At 72.8% G+C, this 19,617-nt stretch carries 17 protein-coding genes and 2 pseudogenes; 2 read left to right on the forward strand and 17 right to left on the reverse strand.

The annotated features are described in order from the left end of the window. Positions 1-144 precede the first annotated feature (144 nt). The 6 genes from Prum_RS07245 to Prum_RS07270 all read right to left on the reverse strand — a co-directional run bounded on the left by Prum_RS07245 (position 145) and on the right by Prum_RS07270 (position 5,132). Positions 145-912 carry a hypothetical protein gene (locus tag Prum_RS07245; RefSeq protein ID WP_173075045.1) on the reverse strand — a complete coding sequence of 256 codons (768 nt, stop codon included), beginning with the start codon at positions 910-912 and terminating at the stop codon, positions 145-147. A 3-nt stretch (positions 913-915) separates the two neighbouring features. Beyond that, entirely contained in the window at positions 916-1,479 is a 564-nt protein-coding gene (locus Prum_RS07250) for a hypothetical protein (RefSeq protein ID WP_173075047.1), read from the reverse strand. Positions 1,480-2,082: 603 nt separating this feature from the next. Further along, positions 2,083-3,525, reverse strand: coding sequence for a hypothetical protein (locus Prum_RS07255; protein ID WP_173075049.1), 1,443 nt, complete (start codon positions 3,523-3,525; stop codon positions 2,083-2,085). Positions 3,526-3,572: 47 nt separating this feature from the next. Continuing rightward, complete coding sequence (locus tag Prum_RS07260; protein ID WP_246277714.1) at positions 3,573-4,103, reverse strand: hypothetical protein; 531 nt, start codon at positions 4,101-4,103, stop codon at positions 3,573-3,575. Further along, positions 4,090-4,626, reverse strand: coding sequence for a hypothetical protein (locus Prum_RS07265; protein ID WP_173075051.1), 537 nt, complete (start codon positions 4,624-4,626; stop codon positions 4,090-4,092). The genes Prum_RS07260 and Prum_RS07265 overlap by 14 nt, the downstream gene beginning before the upstream one ends. A 29-nt stretch (positions 4,627-4,655) precedes the next feature. Then, on the reverse strand, positions 4,656-5,132 hold the full coding sequence (locus tag Prum_RS07270) for a cupin domain-containing protein (protein WP_173075053.1): 477 nt from the start codon (positions 5,130-5,132) through the stop codon (positions 4,656-4,658). 56 nt (positions 5,133-5,188) lie between these two features. On the opposite strand from Prum_RS07270, the gene Prum_RS07275 reads away from it, so the two are divergent. Continuing rightward, positions 5,189-5,860, forward strand: a complete 672-nt coding sequence (locus Prum_RS07275; RefSeq protein WP_173075055.1) for a TetR/AcrR family transcriptional regulator — start codon at positions 5,189-5,191, stop codon at positions 5,858-5,860. Here the strand turns inward: Prum_RS07275 and Prum_RS07280 are convergent. The 6 genes from Prum_RS07280 to ald form a co-directional block, all read right to left on the reverse strand. Continuing rightward, positions 5,857-6,621 (reverse strand): pseudouridine synthase, encoded by a 765-nt coding sequence (locus tag Prum_RS07280; protein WP_173075057.1) that lies wholly within the window; start codon positions 6,619-6,621, stop codon positions 5,857-5,859. The two genes, Prum_RS07275 and Prum_RS07280, sit on opposite strands and share 4 nt — an antisense overlap. Further along, complete coding sequence (gene scpB / locus Prum_RS07285) at positions 6,593-7,393, reverse strand: SMC-Scp complex subunit ScpB (protein WP_371871198.1); 801 nt, start codon at positions 7,391-7,393, stop codon at positions 6,593-6,595. Before scpB ends, Prum_RS07280 begins: the two co-directional genes overlap by 29 nt. Beyond that, entirely contained in the window at positions 7,338-8,192 is an 855-nt protein-coding gene (locus Prum_RS07290) for a segregation and condensation protein A (RefSeq protein WP_246277715.1), read from the reverse strand. The genes scpB and Prum_RS07290 overlap by 56 nt, the downstream gene beginning before the upstream one ends. A gap of 16 nt (positions 8,193-8,208) precedes the next feature. Continuing rightward, positions 8,209-9,138 (reverse strand): ParA family protein, encoded by a 930-nt coding sequence (locus Prum_RS07295; RefSeq protein WP_173075061.1) that lies wholly within the window; start codon positions 9,136-9,138, stop codon positions 8,209-8,211. Positions 9,139-9,359: 221 nt separating this feature from the next. Beyond that, positions 9,360-10,292: a site-specific tyrosine recombinase XerD gene (locus Prum_RS07300; RefSeq protein ID WP_178132688.1), complete on the reverse strand. Its 933-nt coding sequence runs from the start codon at positions 10,290-10,292 to the stop codon at positions 9,360-9,362. After that, on the reverse strand, positions 10,289-11,404 hold the full coding sequence (gene ald, locus Prum_RS07305; protein ID WP_178132642.1) for an alanine dehydrogenase: 1,116 nt from the start codon (positions 11,402-11,404) through the stop codon (positions 10,289-10,291). The genes Prum_RS07300 and ald overlap by 4 nt, the downstream gene beginning before the upstream one ends. Before the next feature lie 178 nt (positions 11,405-11,582). Here ald and Prum_RS07310 point away from each other — a divergent pair, with 178 nt between their 5' ends. Next, on the forward strand, positions 11,583-11,933 hold the full coding sequence (locus Prum_RS07310) for a TM2 domain-containing protein (RefSeq protein WP_371871359.1): 351 nt from the start codon (positions 11,583-11,585) through the stop codon (positions 11,931-11,933). Between the two features lie 131 nt (positions 11,934-12,064). On the opposite strand, the pseudogene Prum_RS07315 reads toward Prum_RS07310, so the two are convergent. The 5 genes and pseudogenes from Prum_RS07315 to murJ form a co-directional block, all read right to left on the reverse strand. Then, positions 12,065-12,648, reverse strand: a pseudogene (locus Prum_RS07315) (NUDIX domain-containing protein). Continuing rightward, entirely contained in the window at positions 12,645-14,420 is a 1,776-nt protein-coding gene (gene pyrG / locus Prum_RS07320) for a CTP synthase (protein WP_173075065.1), read from the reverse strand. Before pyrG ends, Prum_RS07315 begins: the two are co-directional and overlap by 4 nt. Before the next feature lie 55 nt (positions 14,421-14,475). Continuing rightward, a pseudogene (locus Prum_RS07325) lies at positions 14,476-16,839 on the reverse strand (hypothetical protein); the annotation flags it as partial. Positions 16,840-16,934: 95 nt separating this feature from the next. Beyond that, positions 16,935-18,053 carry a glycosyltransferase family 4 protein gene (locus tag Prum_RS07330; RefSeq protein WP_173075069.1) on the reverse strand — a complete coding sequence of 373 codons (1,119 nt, stop codon included), beginning with the start codon at positions 18,051-18,053 and terminating at the stop codon, positions 16,935-16,937. Between the two features lie 4 nt (positions 18,054-18,057). Beyond that, the gene (murJ, locus tag Prum_RS07335) at positions 18,058-19,617 is read right to left on the reverse strand and encodes a murein biosynthesis integral membrane protein MurJ (RefSeq protein WP_173075071.1); all 1,560 of its coding nucleotides are present in this window, start codon (positions 19,615-19,617) and stop codon (positions 18,058-18,060) included.

Raw genomic sequence — 19,617 nt, forward strand, 5'->3', positions numbered from 1 at the left:
GGGTTCTGGTCGATCGTCCTCGTCGTGGCCGCCTCCGCCGCGCTCTGGGCGGCGATCTGGCTCTACGGGAAGCTGCGCACACTGCTCACCCAGGCGCAGGCGTCCTCCGAGTCCGGGGACTGGCTGTCGACGTCCCGCCTGACCTCATTCGTGGCCACCCGCTCCCGGTCCCGACTCGCCGCCGTGCTCGCCCTGCTGATCCTGGTCGTCCACGCGGCGATCACCGGCTACGTCGGCGTGTGGACGATCCTGGTGGCGATCGCCGTGGCCGCCATCGCCACGCTGCTGAGCCCCAACCTCCGGCTGGTCGCGTTGCTGGGCGGCACGGCCGTCGTCTTCGCGGTCGCCACCGTCTTCGTGTCCAACATTTTCCAGGGCAGCACCGAGGCCCGCGCCCTGGCCATCTCCGTGGCCGCGGTGGTCCTTCCGGTCCTGGTCTCGGACAAGCTCGGCCGGCTCATCCGGCAACCGGCGCTCACCACCACACACCACGCCATCCTCGTGGTACTCACCCTCATGCTGGGCTTTCTCGGTTGGACCCGCGCCGACTGGCTGCCCGGCGTCATGAACCGCTGCTACACGCTGCCGACCTCGACCGGCATCACGGTGCTGCGCGCCACCGCCGACGGCGACCGCTGTTACGGCCTGCTCGACACCGCCGACCCCGGCGTGTTCGCCACGCCGGCCTTCGGCCGGGACCCGGTCACCACCGCGCTGGAGCACCGGATCCTGACGAACAACCAGCCACTGCGCGAAGGCGACCTCACCGTGGTGTGGCTGGGCGCCCTGTCCTGCGACCCGCTCCCGGCCGATGCCACCCGATGCGCGGACGGCCGGGACTACCCGTCCGAGCGGGACCAGTTGCGCGCGCTGCTGTTCGCGCAGACCCAGATCGCCGACGCCGGCACCCACCGGCTACACGTGGTCATCGCCGACGCCACCCAGGACGTCAGGCACGCCGACGACATCGCAAAGCTGATCATCGAACGTCGAGAGGCGCTGGGCCCGCGCGTGGTCGTCATCGGCGGCGGCGACAGCCGCGACATCACGCAACGCGCGATCAACCGGCTCCTCGACGCCGGCATCCCTTTCATCGCCCCGAACCTGCTGGCCGACCTGGGCGCGCCGGGCCGGCCGTTCGTGGATCGCCCCGGATACCTTCAACTCGCTCCGTCCAACATGGACTATGCCGGGGACACCGCGGACCGACTGAAACACCGCTTCCCCAACGGATTCCGGCTGGACATCTACCAACACATCGACCCGACCGACCAATACACCACCTCCCTGGTCAACGACCTGCTCGCCGCGGTGAAGCCAACCGCGGGAGCCACCGCCAGGCACCTGTCCAACCTCGATCGCATCGACGACACCGCCTGCGCGGCCCACGCCGACGGGCCGCCGACGGTGCTGTACTTCGCCGACCGATGGACGCGGTTCGCCGATTTCGTCCGGCGAATCAACGACGTCTGCGGCCACTCCAGGCCCCAGCTGGTCATCGCGGACGTCTCGGTGAGCCGATTCATGGCCAACTACCAGCTACGCGCGGTCAGCAACGCGGACTGGCCGGTCGACTACTACGTCGGCGGTCCCGGATGCTCGGACCTGACGCCGGAGATGTTCACGACGCTCACCGAGCAGATGGACGCCTCGCGCGACGTACTGAACCTCGACCCGGGCGAGACCTTCGCCTGCGCGGGTCGCGCCGGCAATGCCCAGGACGGGCAACTCCTGAACGCCTGCACCCTCGACGCCGCCGCGAAACTGACCAGCCAACCGTGCCGGCCCAACGACCTGGGCACCTACCTGATCTCCATGTGGGACGCCGTGCTGCTGGCCGACGCCGTACTGCCCGACCGCCCACCGGCCGGCAAGGACTACCTGACCAGCCTCGAAACGACGGCGACCCCGCTCACGACCGGGGTGCTGGCCACCGTGCGGGAAGGCCGGCTGTCCGCGCCCACCATCCCGGTCCGGATGTGGCACGTCGACCCGCTCAACGACCCGAGCCGCCTGTGGGAGCGACCGAGCCAAGCGCTCGTCCTACCCCCGACCCGGCATGAACGGCGCCCGACAGCGGGCTCAGGCTCCGGCGTGACCGGGTGTGTGCCCGCAGAGCTTGACGTCCGGTGTGACCTCCTCGTTCGTGTACACCTCCCACGGGCGGGAGGCGATACCTCCGGTGGTGCTGATGTGCGGTATCTGGATGGGTCCCACGTTGAGCAGATCGATGAACGCGTTGATCGCGTCGGCGACCGGTTTGAGGATCGTGTACCCGATGCCGTAGTGCGCCCAGACGCCGAGCCCGACCCCTCGGCACTGCACGAACGGGGTCCCCAGCGTGCCGACCGCGCCCAGCGTGGACCCGGCGGTCATGCCGTACGCGGTGCGCAGCTCGAAGTAGACACCGGCGGCCAGCACGTGGGCGTTGAAGCCGACGTTGAACCTGACCCGGTGCTCGACCAGCAGGCCCATGACGCCGACGGGCAGCCCGGTGATCGAGTTGAGGAGGCTCTTCTTGCGCGCGACGTTGCGGGTGACGCGGGGGCCGAACGACCCGTTCGCGTACCCGAAGCCGAGCCCGCCCGCGACGGAGAACTCGCCGGTGCCCTTCATGGTGCCCAGGCTGGTGCCGAACGCCGTGACGACCTTGATCGTCTGTCCGATGGTGAGGCTGAGTGGCACGCCCAGCACCTGGCCGAGCGGAAACGCGAACTCGAACGGGATGGGGCGTTCGATGACGATGTCCCGCTGTTGTCCGTGGATGCCGGCCTCGATCCCCGCCCGGATGCCGAACCCGCCGTTGATCTCGAACTCGGCGCGGGTGACGCGCCCGCCGCGGACCGAGAAGGAGAAGTCCACCGACGGGGCGGTGAAGGTGAGCGTGAGGTTTCCGGCGACCTTGGTGCCGTCCTTGCTGTAGTAAAAGCTCACGTTGGCGCCGTCGGTCAGGGACACGCCCGCGGAGAAGCTGCCGGGCTTGGCCTCGGCGCTGCGGCCGCGGGTCGGCGGCGGTCGCAGCGGCCGGTCCGGACCCGGGGCCGGTGCGTGAGCGCGGGTGCCGGTGCCGCCGCCGGTGCCGCCCGCCGGGCCGGTGGCGGCCCGGTCGGGATCGGCCCAGAACGCGTCGCCGACCGGGTAGATGACGGGCGTCTCGGTGAGCGTGACGCCCGTCCGCTCGAACGTGCCGTCCCGGATCACCTCGGTCAGGTCCACCGGTCCGGCCGTCACGAGCAGATCGTCGCCGTCGCTCTCGACGTGCAGCACCCGGCCCACGCCGCGGTTGGTGACAAACATGACCTTGCCGGGTACGAGTTGGTCGGCCCGCTCGGCCCGGCCGTCGATGCGCCAGGTCAGCCCGTCCGCGGTGACCGACCTGATGGCGTCGCCGCCCCCGCCGACGATGACGACGTCGGGCTGGAAGGTGACGTCCGGGTGTGCTCGCGGCGCCTGGCCGAACCGCACCGCCGGCTCGCTCCACGGGTCCTGCACCCGTTCGTCGGCCGAGCACCCGGTCGTGAGCATGAGGGCGACGCTCACCGCCGCTGCCACGGGACGCCACAAGCCGCGTCTCACAGCCGGGTCACCACGGCCCGGACCAGATCCTCCAGCGCCTTCCGGTACACCGCCGGGTCGGCCAGGCTGACCAGCCGGATCGCGATCCACACGCCGTCGCTGCTGACGAAGACGGCACCGTCCTCGATGTGCGCCTCGTCGCCGACGCCCGCGATGGGCCGCAGGTCGTGGCCGAGCTCGCGATCGATGTCGAGGATCTTCTTGGCCCCGTCGCCGACGTAGACCTCGACCTGGGCGGTGGGTCCGCTCGCCGGGCCGGTGTAGGTGCAGGATTCGGCTCCCGGCACCGGTTCCCGCAGCGGCGTTCCGGCGAGCCGCTCGGCGTCCACTTTCGACACCAGCGCACACGGGTCGACCGCCCGTACCGGGGTCGCGCTGGCGACGGGGTCCGCCCCGGCCGTGGTTTCGATGGCGGGCTGATCGGCGAAGGCCGGCGGCGTGACCTCGTCGGCGCCGCCACAACCGGCCGCGGCGAGGGCCACGACCGCCGCGGCCACGATCGCGGCGAGCCGCTCAGGCACGGCCACGGACCAGTCCGATCAGCCGGACCGCGGTGGTCCGGTCGGCGGTGCCGGCGGCGTTGGTGACCACCTGGATCTCGCACGCGCGGTCCCGCACGACGAACTCGGCGATGCCCCCGGACGCGAAGCGGATGCCGTCGGGACCGGCTTCGGTCTGGCCGTACGGGGACTCGTCCGGCAGCTTGCCGGTGACGGCGGTGCCCGGGCCGCCGATCTCGACGGTGATCGAGTGGTAGGTGTCGGGGTTCTCCCACACGCAGGAGCCGCCGCCGTTGCCCTTGGTGCGGGCCTGCGGGTCGGTGCCGCCTTGGGCCCCGATCACCTGCGTGACCTCGTCGACGGTCAGCAGCGCGCAGACGTCGACCTGCTTCGCCTCGGCCGCCGCACCGGCCGAGGCCGGTGCGGCGTCACCCGCCCGGGCCGGCTGCTCGGCCGGTGTCGACCCGCAGGCCGCCGCGGCGCTCATCACGGCGACAGCGGCGGCGGACAACCACCACGCGCGCCACCCGCGACCCCGTACATCTGTCATGTGCTGTCCTCCCGTGCTTTTGGCCGTGGTCAGTGCTGTGGGGGTGGTCCGAGCAGTTCGATGCCGTGCCGGGCGGCGGCGTGGCCGAGAGCGGCCGGGTCGATCGGTGCCGGGTCGGGCAGTCGCCGCTCGCCGGCGGGCCTGCCCACCTCGGCGGCGAACCGCTCGAAGCCGGCGGGACTGGTGATTTGCAGGGCGCGCATCGGCTCATCCGGTGCGACGAGGAACGTGTGCGGCAACCCGACGGGCAGCAGCACGAAGTCGCCGGGCCCGGCGGGGAAGCTCGTGCCGTCGCAGCGGAACTCGGCGGCGCCGGACAGCAGGAGGAACATCTCGTCCTCGACCTGGTGCCGGTGCAGGGGCGGGGCGAACCCGGGCGGATTGACGAACTCGACGACGGTGACGGCGCCGCGGGTCTGCTCGCCGGCGGCCTTGACGGTGGCGAGGCTGCCCAGGAACCAATGCGCCTCACCCTCGCCGGACCGCAGCAGGTACGGACTGGACACGAAGCCTACTTTCGATAGACAGCGTCTAGTGAATAGACTGATAGTGTGGTCATGTCATGGACGGTGTCAAGGACGAAAAGCCGACACGGCGATACCGGTCAGCGGTACGCGAGGAGAGCGCGCGCCGTACCCGTCGGGCGGTTGTCGGCGCCGCGGCGGAGCTGTTCGTGACGCGCGGCTACGCCGGGACCTCGCTGGCCGACGTCGCGGTCGCCGCCGGCGTCGCCCGTCCCACCGTGTTCGCCGCGTTCGGGTCGAAGCCGGCGTTGTTGCGCCAGGTCCTGGACGAGGCCCTGGCCGGCGACGACGAGCCGGTACCGGTCGCGCAGCGACCCTGGTTCCGGCCGGTCTTCGAGGCCGACACCCAGGCGAGTGTCCTGGACGCGTACGCCGGCGTGTGCACCCTGATCAGCAGCCGCGCGGCCCGGATCTTCGAGACCGTCCGGCGGGCCGCCGACAACGCGCCCGAGGTGACCGAGGTGTGGGAGACGCTGCTGCGCAACCGCCGAGCCGGTTCGCGCATGGTCGTGGAAAAGGTCCAGGCGTTCGGCGCGCTGCGGCAGGGCTCCGATGTGGAGCGTGCGGTCGACGTCCTGTGGATCTTCAACGACCCGGCCCTCTACGACTCGCTGGTGCGGCACTGCGGTTGGACCGAGGACGCGTTCCGGGCCTGGCTGTCCGAACGCATGCGGGACGCGCTGCTAGTCCCTGACCCGCCTATGAATTAATCCTCGACGGCGCGGAACAGGGACGCGACCTCGGTGGCGGACAGGCGGCGCGTGCGGCCCACCTTCAGGTCACCGAGCTTGATGGGACCGATCGCCGTCCGGATCAGCCGCGACACCGGGTGCCCGACCTCCTCCAGCAGCCGCCGTACGACGTGCTTGCGGCCCTCGTGCAGGACGATCTCGACCTGCGCGGTGCGCCCCAGCGTGTCCACGATCTTGAACGAGTCGGCCCTCACCGGGCCGTCCTCCAGCTCCACGCCGGCCAGCAGCCGCCGGCTCGCGGCCCGCGACATCGGGCCCGCCACCTCGGCCAGGTACGTCTTGGGCACCTCGTACGACGGGTGCATCAGCTTGTGGGCGAGCTGGCCGTCGTTGGTCAGCAGCAGCAGGCCCTCGCTGTCGGCGTCCAGCCGCCCGACGTGGTAGACCCGCTGCTCGACGCTGCCCAGGTAGTCGGCGAGCGCCTCCCGGCCGCGCTCGTCGGCCATCGTGGACACCACGCCGCGGGGCTTGTTCATCGCGATGTAGACCAGCCGGGTGTCGGCCACCACCCGCTCGCCGTTGACGTAGATCTCCGCGGTTTCCGGGTTGACCTTGTCGCCGAGCCGGGCGACCCGCCCGTCGACGATGACCTTGCCGCGGGCGATCAGCTCCTCGCTGGCCCGCCGCGAGCCGACGCCGGCCGACGCGAGCACTTTTTGCAGGCGCTCCTGGCCGGGAGGCGTCGAAGAGTTAGGAGGCATCGGAGATCTCCTCGACATCGTCGGGCAGGAACGGGGCCAGCGGCGGCAGGTCGGTCACCGTGTCCAGTCCGAGCTTTTCCAGGAACAGGGTCGTCGTACGGTACAGGAAGGCACCGCTGTCCGGCTCAGTGCCGCACTCCTCGACCAGGCCCCGCGACACCAGCGTACGGATCACGCCGTCGCAGTTGACGCCGCGGATGGCGGAGATCCGCGAACGGGTGACCGGCTGCTTGTAGGCGACCACGGCCAGGGTCTCCAGCGCCGCCTGGGTGAGCCGCACCGACTGGCCGTCCAGGACGAAGCGCTCGACGTACGGGGCGTACTCGGGGCGGGTGTAGAGCCGCCAGCCGCCGGCGACCCGGCGCAGCTCGAACCCGTGCCCGGCGGTGGTGTAGGCCGCCGCGATCTCCGGGAGGAGAGCGGCGATCCGCTCGGTCGGCTGCTCCAGCACCTGGGCCAGGGTGATCTCGGTGACCGGCTCGTCGACGACCAGCAGGATGGCTTCCAGGGCGCCGCGCAGCTCGGCGTCGTCGATGAGTGCGAGCGCGCTCTGCTCCTCGACGGGCTCAGGCTCGGGCTCGGGCTCCACGACGGCCTCAACCTCGGGTTCGGGCGAAGGCTCAGGCGAAGGCTCGGGGCGCACGGACGGAGCGGGCGCCGGGGGTACGTAGTCCGGCCGCTCCCACGGTGGCACCCAGTCGGCGGCCTGGTCGGCGAGCGAGTCGCGCCGCTCCTCACCCGTCACTGTCCGACTCCTTACCGTCAGCCGCCGCGGCCGGCGTACCCTCATAGTCGTCGATGTCGAGCTCGCCCCCGGCGTCGTCGCCGCCGGTCCAGCGGACGGTGAGCTCCCCCAGCGCCTGGACCTGGGCGAAGCTCACCAGCCCTTCGCGGTAGAGCTCCAGCAGCGCCAGGAACCGCGCGACCACTTCGAGGGTGGACTGGCAGTCGGCGCACAGCACCCGGAAGGTGGCGGTGCCGGCCCGGCGTAGCCGGTCGCGCAGCAGGGCGGCGTGCTCGCGGACGCTGACCCGGACCTGGTGGATGTGGTCGACGGAGACGACCTTCACCGGTTTGGGGGTCATCGCCTTGACGGCCAGGCGCAGCAGGCGGTCGGGGCCGATGCCGAGGACGAGGTCGGGCAGCGCCTCGGCGTACCGCGGTTCGAGGGTGACCGCCCGGGGGTAGCGGCGGGCGCCGGCGCTCTCCAGGCCGGCGATGTGGGCGGCCGCCTCCTTGAACGCCTTGTACTGCAGCAGCCGGGCGAAGAGCAGGTCGCGGGCCTCCAGCAGGGCGAGGTCTTCCTCGTCCTCGACCTGGGCGGCGGGCAGCAGCCGGGCGGCCTTGAGGTCGAGCAGGGTGGCCGCGATGATCAGGAACTCGCTGGCCTCGTCGAGGTCCCAGGCGTCGCCCATCCCCCGGATGTACGCGATGAACTCGTCGGTCACCTGGTGCAGGGCCACCTCGGTGACGTCGAGCTTGTGCTTGCCGATCAGTTGCAGCAGCAGGTCGAACGGCCCGGTGAAGTTGGCCAGCCGCACGGTGAACCTGCCCGACGCGGGCGCGACGTCAGCGGGCGGTGCTTCCACAGCAGGAACGGTATACCTACCGCTCAGACTGCGCGGCGATGACCTCGCGGGCCAGCTGCCGGTAGTTGCGCGCGCCCGAGGACGCCGGGTCCAGCGTGGTGATCGGCGCGCCGGCAACCGTGGACTCCGGGAACTTGACCGTCTTGGTGATGACGGTCTGGTAGACCTTGTCGCCGAACGCCTCGACCACCCGCTGCAGCACCTGCCGGCAGTGCGTGGTGCGGGAGTCGTACATGGTGGCGAGGATGCCTTCGAGCTCGAGGTCGAAGTTGAGCCGCTCGCGGACCTTGTCGATGGTGTCCAGCAGCAGTGCCACGCCGCGCAGGCTGAAGAACTCGCACTCCAGGGGGATCAGCACCCCGTGCGCGACGGTCAGCGCGTTGATGGCCAGCAGGCCCAGCGACGGCTGGCAGTCGATGAGGATGTAGTCGTACTCCTTGCGGACGCTGCGCAGCACCCGCGCCAGGGCCATCTCCCGGGCGACCTCGTTGACGAGCTGGATCTCGGCGGCGGACAGGTCGATGTTGGCCGGCAGGATGTGCAGCCCGGCCACGTCGGTCTTGATGACGACGTCTTCGGCGTGCACGTCGTCCTGCATCAGCAGGTTGTAGATGGTCAGGTCGAGGTTGTGCGGGTTGACGCCCAGCCCGACGGACAGCGCCCCCTGCGGGTCGAAGTCGACCAGCAGCACCCGGCGACCGTACTCGGCGAGGGCGGCACCGAGGTTGATCGTGGTGGTGGTCTTGCCGACGCCGCCCTTCTGGTTGGCCATCGCGATGATGCGGGCCGGACCGTGGCGGTCGGTGGGCATCGGCTCGGGGATCGGGCGGCGCATGGTGTAGGCGGCCGGGTCGGCGGGGCCGAGCTCGGCGCCCAGGTCCATCGCGTGCTGCTCAGCGCGCAGCGTCGAGGTCCACGACTCGACCCGCTCACCGTTACCAGCCATGGTCTGCGCGCCCCCTCCCGACGACTGCTCGGCGCCGGAGCCCTCCGGACCCCGCTGCGCCGCCGCACGTAGTCCGGGCCGTTGCCCGACTGTACGCCACGCGCGGGGACCAAGCTGGTCCGACACTCCGGGGATACGGGGCCGCTTCACACTAGTGCAAACGCACGACCTTCGCAGTTGTCACGCGTGCGTGACAACTATTCCCCACCGGCACTGCGAGGCTACCGCGCCCGCGGATGCGCGGTCGCGTACACCTCCCGCAGCCGCTCCACAGTGACCAGCGTGTAGACCTGCGTGGTGGTCACCGACGCGTGTCCGAGCAGCTCCTGCACCACCCGCACGTCCGCGCCGCCGTCCAGCAGATGCGTGGCGAACGAGTGCCGCAGCGTGTGCGGCGACACCGCGCGCGGGCCGTCGACCGGCAGCCCGGCCCGCCCGGCCGCGCGGTGCAGGATCGTCCACGCGCTCTGCCGCGACAGCGGTCCGCCGCGGGCGTTCAGGAACACCACCGGGGTACCCCGCCCGCCGGCGGCCAGCTCCGGCCGGCCCCCGGTCAGGTAGTGGCGCAGCGCGGTGCACGCGTACCCGCCGATCGGGACCAGCCGGGTCCGGCCGCCCTTGCCGTGCAGCAGGGCGGTCCCCTCGTCCAGGTCCACGTCGTCGACCGCGGCGCCCACCGCCTCGGAGATGCGCGCTCCCGTGCCGTACAGGAACTCCAGCAGCGCCCGGTCGCGCAGCGCGAGCGCCGATCCCTCGCCGGCGGCCGCGAGCAGCCGTTCCACATCGGACACATCGAGCGCCTTCGGCAGCCGGCGCGGCAGCGCCGGCGGGCGCACGTCCCGGCTGGCGTCGTGCTCCACCAGACCCTCGCGCACCGCGAAGCGGTGCAGCCCGCGCACCGCGCTCGCCGCCCGCGCCGCCGACGCGGCCGACAGCGGCGGATGCTCGCTGTCGCCGCCGCGCAGCGCCGCCACATAACCCGCCACGTCCGCGTGCGTCACCGAGGCCAGGCCGGTGACGCCCGCGGCGGTCAAGGTGGTCACATACCGGTGCAGATCTCTCCGGTACGACGAAAGCGTGTTCGCGGACAGCCCGCGCTCCACCGTCAGGTGGTCCAGGTACGTCCGCACCGCTCGCTCGATGTCCCCCGCTATGCGAGTACCTCCCGCAGCGGCACGCTCGCCATCCCGTGCGCCTCGGCCACCGGGCCGTAGGTGACGTGGCCGTCGTGCGTGTTGAGCCCGAGGGCCAGCGCCGGGTCCCGGCGCAGCGCCTCCCGCCAGCCGTGGTTGGCCAGCTCCAGCGCGTAGGGCAGGGTGACGTTGGTCAGCGCGTACGTGCTGGTGTGCGGCACCGCGCCGGGCATGTTGGCCACGCAGTAGAAGACCGAGTCGTGCACCTTGTACACCGGGTCCGCGTGCGTGGTGGGCCGCGAGTCCTCGAAGCAGCCGCCCTGGTCGATGGAGATGTCGACCAGCACGCTGCCCGGCTTCATGCGCCGCACCAGGTCGTTGGAGATGAGCGTGGGCGCCTTGGCACCGGGCACGAGCACCGCCCCGATGACCAGGTCGGCGTCCAGCACCGCGCGCTCCACCTCGTACGCGTTGGACGCCACGGTCTGCAGGTGGCCCTGGTAGATCGCGTCCGCGGAGCGCAGCTTGTTGATGTTCCGGTCCAGCAGCAGCACCTCGGCCTGCATGCCGAGCGCGATCGCGGCGGCGTTCATCCCGGACACGCCGGCGCCGATGACGACCACCTTGGCCGCGTACACGCCGGACACGCCGCCCATCAGCACGCCACGGCCGCCACCGGAGCGCATCAGGTGGTACGCGCCGACCTGCGGAGCCAGCCGGCCGGCCACCTCGGACATCGGGGCCAGCAGCGGGAGCGTCCGGTCCGCGGTCTCCACCGTCTCGTACGCGATACCGGTCACCTTGCGGTCCAGCAGCGCGTCGGTGCACTCCTTCGACGCGGCCAGGTGCAGGTACGTGAACAGCACCTGTCCCGGGCGCATCCGGTGGTGCTCCTCGGCGATCGGCTCCTTCACCTTGAGCACCAGCTCCGCGGTGCCCCACACGTCGTCGGCGGTCGGCAGGATGCGCGCACCCGCCGCGACGAACTCCTCATCGGTGATGGACGACCCGAGACCGGCGCCGGATTCGACGTACACCTCGTGGCCGCTGCGGGCGAACTCGTTGACGCCCGCCGGAGTGATCGCCACGCGGTACTCGTGGTTCTTCACCTCGCGTGGGATTCCGACCTTCACGTTTGCCGATACCCTTCCCCGGGGCGGCGATCCCCGGGCTCCGGCCGCGGTGGCCCCATTGCCCCCGCGATCCGATACGCCGCCGTCCGCGGCAGTCTAGATCCGGCGCGGGGCCGGATCAGGCGGCATCGTGACAGCCGGTAACCGCCTCGGCTGACGATGTGTCAACCGCTACCCGATCGGACACAATTCTCAGCCTACTGTCTCACTAAGTGGACAGGGTGCCCGACACGACCCGGTTCGATCACTATGGTGGCGCCTCATGACCACTCCTCAGTACCAGCAGTACCCCGGCCAGCCGGTCGAATGGTCGGACAAGAGCAAGCTCGTGGCCGGCCTCCTGGGTATTTTCCTCGGCACGTTCGGCGTGGGCCGCTTCTACACCGGCCACACCGGTCTCGGCGTCGCCCAGCTGCTCGTCGGCGTCTTCACCTGCGGCCTCGGCGGCCTGTGGGGCGTCATCGACGGCATCCTGATCCTGGTGAACGGCGGCACCGACGCCCAGGGCCGCCGCCTCCGCGACCAGTAACCAGTCCCACCCTGCCCGCCGATCAAGGGCAAACGGTCGTGGTTTGATCTCCGATCCACGACCCTTTGCCCTTGATCGGCGGGCAAATCCTTGATCGGCGCACCGCAAGCGGCGCGCCCCGCGGAACGCACCTACGCCGGGCGGAGGCCGTTCCAGCCGGCGTCCCGTACGCGGGCCGCGGCCAGCAGCCCCGCCACCGTCGGGCCGTTCGTGATCTCCCCGGCCAGCGCCATCGACACCGCCGCGTCCAGGTCGAAGCGGCGCACCTCGAGCTCCGCCTCCTCGTCGTGCCGCTCGAACTCGAACGACGCGTCCACGGGCCGCAGGTCGCGGGCAAGGAACAGCCGGATCCGCTCGTTGGAGCAGCCGGGCGAGGTGTGCAGGTCCAGCAGCAGGTCCAGCCGCCCGGCCACCAGCTCGGCCTCTTCGGCCAGCTCACGCGCCGCGAGCGAGGGCAGTTCCTCCCCGGTACGTCGGCCAGCCCCGCCGGCACCTCCCACATGTGCTGCCGCACGGGGTGCCGGTACTGCCGGATCAGCACGACCTGGCCGTCGCCGTCGACCGCGACCACGCCGACCGAGCCCACGTGCTGCAGGTAGTCCCGCCCGGCGACCCGCCCGCCGGGCATGGCCACATCGTCGGTGACCACCCGGAAGACGGGGCCCTTGAACCGCTCGTGCTGCGCCCGTACCTCGTACGCGTGACTGATGGTCATGACGGCGTCGCGGCCTTGGCCGGCTTGGCCGCCGTCGCGGAGCGGGTGTTGCGCTGCGCCCGGGCCGGCGCCGCCGCCGGCGGGGACTCCAGGGCAGGCATCTCCACCGGCAACTGGTCGGCCTGCGAGTACGCCACCGCGGCCTTCACGAACGCGGCGAACAGCGGGTGCGGCCGGGTGGGCCGGCTCTTGAGCTCCGGGTGCGCCTGGGTGGCCACGAAGAACGGGTGCAGGGCCGGGTCCAGCTCGACGAACTCGACCAGCCGGCCGTCCGGCGACGTGCCCGAGATCCGCAGCCCGGCCGCGGTCAGCGCCTCCCGGTACGCGTTGTTGACCTCGTACCGGTGCCGGTGCCGCTCGCTGACCTCGTCGACGCCGTACGCGCCGGCCACCAGCGACCCGTCGGCCAGCTGGGCCGGGTACGCCCCGAGCCGCATCGTGCCGCCCAGGTCGCCCTTGCCGGCCACGATGTCCTCCTGGTCCGCCATGGTGGCGATCACCGGGTGCACGGCCTGCTCGTCGAACTCCAGCGAGTTCGCGCCTTCCAGGCCGGCCAGGTGCCGGGCCACCTCGATCGTCATGCACTGCAGGCCGAGGCACAGACCGAGGATCGGGATGCCGTTCTCCCGGGCGTACCGGCTGGCTCCGATCTTGCCCTCGATGCCGCGGACGCCGAAGCCGCCCGGGATGACGATGCCGTCGACGCCGGCCAGGGCGGTGGCGGCGCCGGTGGCGCTGACACAGTCGTCGCTGGGCACCCAGCGCAGCTGGACCCGCGCGCGGTGGCCGAACCCGGCGGCGCGGATCGCCTCGCTGACCGACAGGTACGCGTCGGGCAGGTCGACGTACTTGCCGACCAGCGCGACCGTGATCGTGTGGTGCGGGTGGTGCACCCGCTCCAGCAGGTCGTCCCAGCTGGCCCAGTCGACGTCGCGGAAGGACAGGTTGAGCCGGCGCACCACGTACGCGTCGAGCCCCTCGCGGTGCAGCACCTTGGGGATGTCGTAGATGCTCGGCGCGTCCGGGGCGGCGATGACGGCCTCCCGGTCGACGTCGCAGTACAGCGACAGCTTGTGCTTGAGCTTGTCCGGGATCTCCCGGTCGGAGCGGCACACGATGGCGTCCGGCTGGATACCGATGTTGCGCAGCTGGGCCACCGAGTGCTGGGTCGGCTTGGTCTTCAGCTCCCCCGACGGCGCCAGGTACGGCACCAGCGACACGTGCAGGTAGAAGCAGTTGTCCCGGCCGATCTCGTGGCGCACCTGCCGGATCGCCTCCAGGAACGGCAGCGACTCGATGTCGCCGACGGTGCCGCCCACCTCGGTGATCACCACGTCGGGGGTGCGGCCGTCCTCGTCGGGTGCGGCCATGGCCCGGATCCGCGCCTTGATCTCGTTGGTGATGTGCGGGATGACCTGGACGGTGTCGCCGAGGTACTCGCCGCGCCGCTCCTTGGCGATCACCGCCGAGTAGATCTGGCCGGTGGTGACGTTGGCCTTACCGGACAGGTCCCGGTCGAGGAACCGTTCGTAGTGCCCGACGTCGAGGTCGGTCTCGGCGCCGTCGTCGGTGACGAACACCTCACCGTGCTGGAACGGGTTCATCGTGCCGGGGTCGACGTTGAGGTAGGGGTCGAGCTTCTGCATCACGACCCGCAACCCGCGCGCGGTCAGCAGGTTGCCGAGGCTGGAGGCGGTGAGGCCCTTACCCAGCGAGGAGGCGACGCCCCCGGTGACGAAGATGTGCCTGGTCGTCCGTGCTGATGGGGCCAAGACTGCTCCCGTGGTCGTCGGTCCTGTCATGCAGACCGGCGCATAATTTTGATCAAGGATTGATCGCGCCATCCACGGGATTCCACGGTAACACCTCTGCCGCCAAGCGCACGCCGCCGCCCTGCTCGTGTCGTTGATCACGGGGCTCGTCGCCCGCGACGGCGGGCACCGGGACCGACAACGGCACAACCGGTGGCTGGGTCCTATCCGATGCGTGATGCAGCACCCGCAGCGCGGCCAGCGCCGCCATCGGTACGGTCAGCGCCGCCACCGCCCCGGCCACGTCGAGCCCGGACCCGCCCAGCACGCCGCCGATCACCGCGGCGGTGGCGATACCGGCCATCGACGCCCGGATCGCCGGATAGATCCCGAACAGTCGTTTCAACCCGCCCCACGGGCGCAGCAGCGCGAACCACACCAGCACCGCGCCCACGATCGCCAGCACGGTCAGCGGGCTGTCCAGCGCGCCGACGCTGGAGGCCGCCGCCCGCTGCACGGCCCGGCCACCGGTGCCGTCGCCGAGCGCGGTCAGGAACCGGCCGAGCCGGTCCTGCTCGGCGTCCGGCCGGCTCAGGTCCAGCGCCGCGAACCCCGCGGTCACCGCCAGCCCCGCCAGGGTCGCCCAGGCCAGCCGCGCGAACGTCAGCCAGCCACCCGTGCTGATCACGGCCGCGATGCCGACCCCGGCGGTGAGCGCGATCGCGCCGACCGCGTCCGCGCCCAGGTACGGGCTGCCGGCCAGCAGCACGCCCAGCCCGCCGACGATGCCGACGACGTACGGCCGCCAGGGACGCCGGACCCGCTGCGCCAGGCAACCGGCCACCAGCAGGACCCCGGCGGCGAAGACACCCAACCCGACCCGCCCCAGCCCGGCGTACCGGCCGCCGGTCAGCGTCGAGTAGCCGGCCACCCCGTTGAGCTGCAGCCGGGCGCCGGTCACCACGTCCAGGGCCACCACCGCGGCGGCGATCGCGGCGACCATCGCGAGCGGGCCGAGCGTGCGCCGGTACGCGGGACTGAACCGCACCGCCGCGGTCCCGGCGGCCAGCAGCAGCACCGTGACCGCCCCGAACAGCGGCGCCGGATGGGCCGAACGCCACCACGGCACCGCGTCCGCGACCAGCGCCGCCGGGATCGCCAGCGCGGCCGCGACCAGCAGCACCTCGACGACGGCGACCAGCCGGGGCGGCGCGGAGTGCGGCGGCGGCGCCGGCCCGGCCCGGCGCACCAGCCCGGCGAACCCGAACCGCGGCGACGGCGACCCCAGCGTCGAGGCCGGCAGCCGGGCCCGGCGCAGCAGCGGCACCACCGCCACCCCCAGCAGGAACTGGAAGCCGGCCAGCAGCCCGAAGAACCAGGTCGTGATCCGCCGCTGCGCCCCCGCCTCGCGGTCGGCGTCGGCCGGCTGAGCGACCGCCACGTCCAGCTGCGCCGGGCGGCCCGGCACGCTGCGGGCCGGGTGGCCGGCGAAGATCCCCTCCGGCGGCGTGCGGCCCAGCGCGGCCAGCGCGGTCGGGGCCAGGTCGACCAGCTGCAGGTAGCCGTTGCGGCCGGTGCTGGCCGAGGTGATCCAGCCGCCGTCCCAGCCCGGCCCGTCGGCCACCACGACGTGCAGCCGGCGGGACTGGTCGGTGTCGGACAGCCCGGCGACGATCACGAGCGAGTTCGCCGGCCGCGCGGCCAGCACCCGGGCCAGCAGCTCGTCGGCCCGCCGGGCCTCGGCCTGCCGGGTCGCCGTGTCCGCCGCGGACACCGTGCCCAGATCCACCATCCCGAGTACGCAGGTGCCGAGCAACTCCTCGGCGTTGGCGGGCAGGGTCGGCTGGTACTGGTCCACCCGGCCGTACGGGCGGGCCGCCGCGACCGCCGCCCCGGCGCCGACCGCGACCGTGCACCGCACCGACGTGGCCAGCGCGCCCGGCACCGCGCCGTACGGCTCCACCTCCTGGTTGTGCCGCACCACGCCGCGCTGGCTGGGCAGGTACGCGCCGATCCGGTCCGGCCGCTGCACCGGCACCGCGATCTGCGGGCACTGCGGCCCGGCGGTCGGCGCGGTGCCGCTGCCGGTGCCGTCACTCCAGGTCGCGCGCTCGCCCGCGCCCAGGGTCACCCAGCCGTCCAGCGGGCAGGTGGGCTGCGCCGCCGACTGCACCGACAGCGACGCGATCGACCCGCGCTCGGCCATCGCCCACAGCGTCGGCGTGCCCTGCGGGTCCACGTCGTCCCAGCGCAGCCCGGGCACCCCGGCGATGATCACGTAGTCGGCCGAGGGCGTGGTGGCGGGTGCCGCCTGCGCCGGGGTCGCCCAGGATGCGACGAACAGCGCCAGCACGGCCAGCGCTAGGGCCGGTCTGGTGGATCTTGTGGGTGCGAGGCGAGGTCCAGACGGCGATCCGGCCAGCCGGGCGGAAGGTCGCATACCGGTGTTGTATGCGGCCTTCCGCCCGGCGCCGCCGGTCGTCGTCTGGACCCGCCGCAGCCCCACAAAGATCCACCAGACCGGCCCTGGCCGCCTCATGGATGTGCCGTCTCCGCGGCCACGACCTCGGCGTACAGGGCCTGGACCGCCGCGACCGTGTCGGCCTCCCCCGGCCAGGTCGCCGCCTGCTCCGGCCCGCGCCGCGCGTACGAGGCCAGCAGTTGCGGGTCGGCCAGCAGCTCGCGGACGGCCGCGTCGACCGCGTCCACGTCGCCGGGCGGCACCAGCCGCGCGGCGTCGCCGACCAGACCGGGCACCCCGCCGACCGCGGTGGCCAGCAGCGGCACGCCGGCTCGCAGCGCCTCCTGCGCGAACAGTTGCCGGGCCTCCCAGTCGCTGGTCACCACCGCCAGGTCGGCGCCGGCCAGCAGGTCGGACACGTCGGTGCGGTGCCCCAGCAGGGTGACCGGCGCCCGGGCGGCGGAGATCCGCTGGGCCAGCGGCATGTACGCCGGCCCACTCCCGGCGATCACCACCACCGGCGGCTGCGGCAGGTCGCGCCAGCGGGCCGCGGCGTCGATCAGGACGTCGTACCTCTTTTGCGGATGCAGCCGCCCGACGGACAGGATGAGCGGCCGGCTGAGCTGGCCTGTGCTGGGGCCGACCGCGAACTCGGCGCGGACCGCGGCGCGGCTGCGGCGCGGCGCCGGCAGCGCCGGCGCCGCGACCGGACTCATCCGGGCATCCCGTGCGCCCAGCTCGACGGCCCGCTCGACCAGGTCCTCGGACGCGCCGAGGCTGACCCGCGCGGCCCGCGCGACCACCCGTTCCAGCAGGCGCGACGCGGTGCCGCGCAGGCCGGCGGCCAGGACCGCGTTGTGCCAGGTGACGATCAGCGGGGGGCGCGGCCGGGTCAGCGCCGCGACGAACCCGGCCCGCAGCCCGTGCGCGTGGATGACGTCGACCTGCCCGATGGCGCGGCGCAGGTCACCGACCGAGCGCGCGTCGGTCAGCCGCGGGTTGGGTGGGATCTCCACCGGCGCGAACAGGGCGCCCGCCTCGCTGAACCGGAACCGCTGGTTGGTCGCCGCCGGCCCACACACAGTGACCCTCGCGCCGCCGGCGACGAGCCCGCGGGCCAGCGACGCGACGTGCTGACCCACCCCGCCGGTGCTGGAGGCGAGCACGAGCGCGACGGCCCCGTCAAAGCTCAAGGCGCTACCCCTTCCCCCGTCGCAGCCTGCCCGCCACCTTCATCACTAGCGGACGCACGTCGTGCCGGTCCAGTGGGTAAGCGACGGCGAGGAACGCCGCGACAACGACGGCTCCGGACAGCATGCCCTGCAGAACCGCACCGCCGTCGGTCGGGGTGCCGGTCGCCCGGGTGACCAGCCAACCCGCGAGCGCGGCCAGGCCACCGGCCAGCAGTCCCACCCCGGCCGCCCGGCCCAGCCCGACCAGCGCCACCCGGCGCCGCACCGCCGCCACCAAAAACGCCCCCAGCACCACCATGCCAATCGAGTTACCCAACGTGATGGCCAGCACGCGCCGGTCCTCGGCCAGCCCGGCCGCGAGCCCCACCGCCGCCAGCGCCGCGCAGGCCCATCCGGCCGCCGTCGCCAGCGCCGCCGGTCGCGGCTCGCCACGCGCGTACAGGGCCCGGGTCAGCACCGCGAACAGCCCGTAGCCGAGCAGGCCGGGCGCGAACCCGGCGATGCCCGCGGCCGCCTCCGGCACCTCGAAGAACCGCGCCACCGGGCCCGCGACCGCCACCAGCGCCGCCGCGCCCACGCAGGACAGCAGCCACACGCCGCGGGTGGCCGGGGCCAGGGTGTCCCGGTACCGGTCCTCGTCGCCGCCGGCCCGCGCCGCCACCAGCGTCGGGTACGCCGCGGTCGCCACCGGCACCGCCAGCACCGCCCACGGCAGCAGGTAGATCGTCTGCGCGAGGTTGAAGACCACCGGCGTACCCACCGGACCGGCCAGCGCCAGCCGCAGCGCCACCAGCAGCGCCACCTGCTGTGCGCCCACGGTCACCGCGCCGGCCAGCGCCAGCCCGCCCACCGCGCCGCGCGCCTCGGTCGCGAACCGGTATCCGGCCCGCAGCCGCAGCCCCAGCCGGCTCACCGGAACCACCAGGCACAGCGACAGCACCACCACGCCCAGCGTCGTACCGACCGACAGGATCAGCTCCCCGGCCCGGCCGACCTGCGGCAGGTCCGCGCGCCGCCCCTCCACCGTCCCGAACGCCAGATACGCCCCGATCACCGTCACGCTGGACAGCAGCGGCGCCAGCACCGGCCACGCGAACCGCCGGTGCGCCTGCAGCACGCCGGTCAGCACGATCCCGATGCCGTACAGCGGCAACTGCGGCGCGAAAACCCGCAGCATCCGGGCGCCGACCTCGTCGGGGGCGCCGAGCGCCGCCATGATCGGGCCTGCGGCCAGCGCCACCACGGCCGCCAGCGGCACGAGCAGGGTCAAGGTCCAGGTCAGCAGCGCCGACGTCGTGGCCGAGACCGCGGCCCGGTCGCCCGCCGCGACACTTCCCGCCAGCAGGGGTACGACGAGACTGGCCAGCGCCCCACCCGCGACGATCTCGAAGATGATGTTGGGAACGGTGTTCGCCACGACGTAGATGCCGCCGAGGTTGGTGTCGCCGACCACCCAGGTGAACACGCCGGTGCGCACGAACCCGGCCAGCCGGGCCGCCACGGTCAGCACGGCGATCAGGGCCGCCGCACCGGCGATCTTTGCCGTACCCGGGCCGCCGGCCAC

The organism is Phytohabitans rumicis (assembly GCF_011764445.1).
Taxonomy (GTDB): domain Bacteria; phylum Actinomycetota; class Actinomycetes; order Mycobacteriales; family Micromonosporaceae; genus Phytohabitans; species Phytohabitans rumicis.

Excerpts from the sequence above, each read along its gene's own strand:
- Prum_RS07275 (WP_173075055.1), top strand. The coding sequence starts at position 5,189 with ATGGACGGTGTCAAGGACGAAAAGCCGACACGGCGATACCGGTCAGCG.
- Prum_RS07280 (WP_173075057.1), bottom strand. The coding sequence starts at position 6,621 with ATGTCGAGGAGATCTCCGATGCCTCCTAACTCTTCGACGCCTCCCGGC.
- Prum_RS07295 (WP_173075061.1), bottom strand. The coding sequence starts at position 9,138 with ATGGCTGGTAACGGTGAGCGGGTCGAGTCGTGGACCTCGACGCTGCGC.
- Prum_RS07265 (WP_173075051.1), bottom strand. The coding sequence starts at position 4,626 with ATGACAGATGTACGGGGTCGCGGGTGGCGCGCGTGGTGGTTGTCCGCC.
- scpB (WP_371871198.1), bottom strand. The coding sequence starts at position 7,393 with ATGAGGGTACGCCGGCCGCGGCGGCTGACGGTAAGGAGTCGGACAGTG.
- Prum_RS07255 (WP_173075049.1), bottom strand. The coding sequence starts at position 3,525 with ATGCTCACGACCGGGTGCTCGGCCGACGAACGGGTGCAGGACCCGTGG.